At 75.2% G+C, this 4,406-nt stretch carries 4 protein-coding genes; 3 read left to right on the top strand and 1 reads right to left on the bottom strand.

The genetic code is table 11. The features are described from left to right. Positions 1-739 (bottom strand): oxygenase MpaB family protein (locus AB0C69_RS38785; protein WP_360361053.1); only part of this gene is annotated, 739 nt, incomplete at its 3' end. Between the two features lie 203 nt (positions 740-942). Here AB0C69_RS38785 and AB0C69_RS38780 point away from each other — a divergent pair. The 3 genes from AB0C69_RS38780 to AB0C69_RS38770 all read left to right on the top strand — a co-directional run bounded on the left by AB0C69_RS38780 (position 943) and on the right by AB0C69_RS38770 (position 4,364). Beyond that, positions 943-1,911, top strand: a complete 969-nt coding sequence (locus AB0C69_RS38780) for an ATP-binding cassette domain-containing protein (RefSeq protein ID WP_345183008.1) — start codon at positions 943-945, stop codon at positions 1,909-1,911. Next, positions 1,908-2,741 carry an ABC transporter permease subunit gene (locus AB0C69_RS38775; protein WP_345183009.1) on the top strand — a complete coding sequence of 278 codons (834 nt, stop codon included), beginning with the start codon at positions 1,908-1,910 and terminating at the stop codon, positions 2,739-2,741. The genes AB0C69_RS38780 and AB0C69_RS38775 overlap by 4 nt, the downstream gene beginning before the upstream one ends. Before the next feature lie 138 nt (positions 2,742-2,879). Next, positions 2,880-4,364 (top strand): glycoside hydrolase family 15 protein, encoded by a 1,485-nt coding sequence (locus tag AB0C69_RS38770; RefSeq protein ID WP_360361048.1) that lies wholly within the window; start codon positions 2,880-2,882, stop codon positions 4,362-4,364. The last annotated feature ends 42 nt before the right edge of the window (positions 4,365-4,406 follow it).

Below are 4,406 nucleotides of genomic sequence, written 5' to 3'. Positions count from 1 at the left end.
GGCCGAGCCCCGTGCCCTGCCCCACCGGCTTCCTGGTGAAGAACGGCGTGAAGATGCGGTCGAGGTCCTCCTCGGGGATGCCGATCCCCGTGTCGCGCAGCTCGTCCGGCAGGAGCGCGGCCGTGAGGAGGCGGAAGACGGCGAGCGCGGGGGCCAGGGCGCGCAGGCGGCGGGGCCACAGGACAGCGGAGGCGACCTCGCGGGCGGTGCCGGTGACCTCCAGGGCGGCGATCGTGTCGGCCATGTAGGCGCGGAACGCGGCCAGGTCGGGCGGCTGCGCCTCCAGGGGGCAGCCGAGGACCTCGGCGACCACCCGCGCCTGCCGGTAGTAGGCCTCGGCCAGCCCGGGGTCGTCGCCCCGCATGACGTGCTCGTAGACGTGCAGGGCCGAGTCGATGAGGGTCGCGTTGACCCAGACCTGGAGGCCGGGGTCGTTGCCGGAGTAGTCCTCGCCGCGCACGGTCGTGTGGATGCCGCGCACCTTGGCCGCGATGCGCGCCACCTGCTCCGGCGTGCCGAAGGTGACGATCAGCAGGAAGTCGAGGGTGCCGAACAGCCGGGCCAGGGGGCGCTCGGCGAAGTCGCTGTGCCGGGCGACGCCGCGGGCCACGGCCGGGTGGGCGAGCTGCATGAGCAGCGCCCGGCCGGCCGCGAGGCCGACCAGCGGTTCGGCGGCCAGGGTTCGCAGCACGTCGCGGTCGGCGAGGCGGTCCGGCGTGGTCTGGGACGGGGCGGTCACGGCGCCTCCCGGCGGTCGGATCCTGCCCGGCCATCCTCCCGCACCTATTGGCAGACGGTCAATAAGGCGCCCTCCTCCTGGCGGCGGAGGCCCCGGGGTCCCGCCGCGCGGGATCATCGGCACTGAGGAGGATCCGGTCGCCGCGCCGGGGCGCTAGTGTGATTCCGGTCACGGAACAACTACCGAGAGACGCCGGGAGAGGCATGATCGAGGCGGAGAACCTCACCAAGCGCTACGGCGACAGGACGGCCGTGGACGACCTGTCGTTCACGGTGGTCCCCGGGCGGGTCACCGGGTTCCTCGGCCCCAACGGCGCCGGGAAGTCGACCACCATGCGGCTGCTGCTCGGCCTGGACCGGCCGGACCGCGGGGACGCCCGGATCCACGGCCGCCACTACCGCGACCTGAACGCGCCGCTGCGCGTCGTCGGGGCGCTGCTGGAGGCGCGGGCCGTGCACACCGGCCGCAGCGCCTACAACCACCTGCTGTGCCTCGCCCAGACGCAGGGCATCGGCCGGAAGCGCGTCGACGAGGTGGTCGAGCTCGTCGGCCTCACCGGCGTGGCCCGCAAGCGCGCCGGCGGCTTCTCGCTCGGCATGGGGCAGCGGCTCGGCATCGCCGCCGCGCTGCTCGGCGACCCGTCGGTGCTCGTGCTGGACGAGCCGGTCAACGGCCTCGACCCCGAGGGCATCGTGTGGATCCGCACGCTCATGCAGCGGCTCGCCGCCGAGGGGCGCACGGTGTTCGTCTCCAGCCACCTGATGAACGAGATGGCCGTCACCGCCGAGCACCTCATCGTCATCGGCCGGGGCCGGCTGATCGCGGACTGCTCCACCGAGGAGTTCATCGAGCGCAGCACCGAGAAGGCGGTGATCGTCCGGAGCCCGGACGCGGCCCGCCTCGCCGACCTCGTCGCCGCCGAGGGCGGCAAGGCCTTCCCGAACGGGGACGGGCTGCTCAACGTGACCCACATGGAGGCGCCCCGCGTCGGGGAGCTGGCGGCGGCCGAGGGCATCGTCCTGCACGAGCTCACCCCGACCCGCGGCTCGCTGGAGTCGGCGTTCATGGAACTGACCCGCGACAGCGTCGAGTACGGCGGAGGCGGCGCGCCCGCCCCGGGCCCGGTCCCGGCCCCGAGCGCGGTGCCCGTCGAGGAGGGGGAGACCCGATGACCACCGCGACCGCCACGCCCGCCGCCGACCCCGCGGCCCACCCCCGCCCCGGCTTCGGCCGGCTGCTGCTCTCGGAGTGGACGAAGATCCGCACCGTGCGGTCCACGCTGTGGACGCTGATCCTGCTCGTCGTGGTCGACCTCGGCTTCACCGCGCTGCTGGTGGGCCTCACCGTCGCGCAGTGGGACAAGACCGACCCCGCCGACCGCGCCTCGGTCGTCGCCGACCCGACCGGCTTCATCCTCGGCAGCGGGTTCTTCCTCGGCCAGCTGACGATCTGCGTGCTCGGCGTGCTGGTCATCGCCTCGGAGTACTCCACCGGCATGATCCGCGCGAGCCTGCTCGCGGTGCCCCGGCGGCTGCCCGTGCTGTGGGCCAAGGCCCTGGTGTTCGCGGCGGTCGTGCTCGTCCTTGGCGTCGCGGTGTCGTTCGTCTCGTTCTTCATCGGCTCGGCGCTCATCGGCGACAAGGCGGAGGTGTCGCTGGGCGACGACGGCGTGCTGCGCGCCGTCGTCGGCGGCGGCCTGTACCTGGCGATGCTCGGGCTGTTCGCCCTGGCGATCGGCGCCATCGTGCGGCACCCCGCCGGAGGGATCACCGGCGTCATCGGGTTCGTGCTGGTGCTGGCGCCGCTGGCCACGCTGCTGCCCGGAAGCGTCGGCGACCACATCCACGCCTACCTGCCGTCCGAGGCCGGCCATCTGATCGCCCAGTCCCGCCAGGGCCCCGACGACTTGCTGACCCCCTGGCAGGGGTACGGGGTCTTCGCGATCTGGACCGGCGTTCTGCTGGCCGTCGCCGCCGTCCTGCTCAAGCGCCGCGACGCCTAGGCGCCGGCGCCGTCTTGACCGTCTGGGCCGCCCGTAAGGGCGGTCCGGACGTGTCTGGCGCACGGGGAGGCCGGGACCGGAACGCCCGTCCTCCCGCCCGGCTCCGAGTAACGGCAGGTCCCCGGGTAGTGGAGGGGCATGCTGGACGACGCCGGAGCCGAGGACTCCCTCCCGAAGGCCCTCCGCGACTACGCCCTCATCGCCGACGGCGAACGCGGCGTTCTCGTGGGCCCGCACGGCGAGTACGCGTGGATGTGCTTCCCCTCCTGGGACTCGCCGCCCGCCTTCGCGGGCCTGCTCGGCGGCCCTGGCGCGTACGTGGTGCAGCCCGCTCCCGGGCGATGGGTCTGGGGCGGCTACTACGAGGACCGCGGGCTCATCTGGCACAGCCGGTGGGTGACCGGCGGCGGCGCGATCCTGGAGTGCCGCGAGGCCCTCGCCCGCCCGGCAACCCCTGACCGGGCGGTCATCCTGCGCACGTGCCGGGCCGTCCGCGGCCGTTCCCGCGTCCGCGCCCTGCTGGACGTCCGCACCGGTCACGGCGCGTCCCGGATGGGCGACCCGCGCCGGGACGGCCCGGACTGGACGGCCGGCGGCGGGGGCGCGTCGCTGCGCTGGCGCGGAGCGGACGGGGCCGTCGTGCGGGAGGGACGCGACGGCGGGCCCGTGCTGGAGCTCGCCTTCGACCTGGACGAGGGCGAGACCCGCGACCTCGTCCTGGAGATAGCCGAGGGCGACGCCCGCGGCCCGCTGGACGCCGACGATCTGTGGGAGGCCACGGAGCGGGACTGGCACGGGGCCGTGCCGGACTGCCGCGACACCATCGCCCCGCGCGACGCCCGCCTCGCCTACTCCGTCCTCACCGGCCTCACCGCCTCCGGCGGCGGCATGGTCGCCGCCGCCACGACGGCGCTGCCGGAGCGCTCGGACGAGGGCCGCAACTTCGACTACCGCTACGCCTGGATCCGCGACCAGTGCTTCGCCGGGCGCGCCGTCGCCCTCCACGGCGGCCCGCCCCGCCTGCTGCGCGGCGCCGTGGAGTTCGTGTCGGCCCGCGTCCTCGCCGACGGTGAGGGGCTGAAACCCGCCTACACCGTCACCGGGGGGCCGGTGCCGGCCGAGAGCACCGGCGACCTGCCCGGCTATCCCGGCGCCCGGCCGGTCTTCGGGAACAAGGCGGGCGAGCAGTTCCAGCTGGACGCGCTGGGGGAGGCGCTGCTGCTCTTCGCCGCCGCCGCCGAGCACGACCGCCGGGTCCCGGAGGCGGTGGAGGCCGCCCGCGTCGCGGCCGGCGCGGTCGCGCGCCGCTGGACCCGGCCCGAGGCGGGCATCTGGGAGATCCACGACGACCTGTGGACGCATTCGCGCCTGACCTGCGTCGCCGGGCTGCGCCAGGCGGCCCGGACGCTGGCGGGCCGCGCCGAGGCCGACCGGTGGACCTCGCTCGCCGACGCCATCCTCGCCGAGACGTCCCGGACGTCGCTCACCCCGGAGGGCCGGTGGAGGCGCGCGCCCGGCGACGACCGGGTGGACGTGGCGCTGCTCATCCCGCCGCTGCGGGGGGCGCTGCCGAGCGACAGTCGCGGACGACCATGTGGCCGGCCTTCCCCCGGAACAGGCTGAAGGGACCGCACGGCTCCGGCGTCTCGCCGAGGATCTCGCCCA

This window comes from Actinomadura sp. NPDC048032 (assembly GCF_040653175.1).
Taxonomy (GTDB): Bacteria; Actinomycetota; Actinomycetes; order Streptosporangiales; family Streptosporangiaceae; genus Spirillospora; species Spirillospora verrucosospora.
The sequence above is the reverse complement of the archived record's forward strand: the minus strand, read 5'-3'. Positions and strand labels throughout refer to the sequence as shown.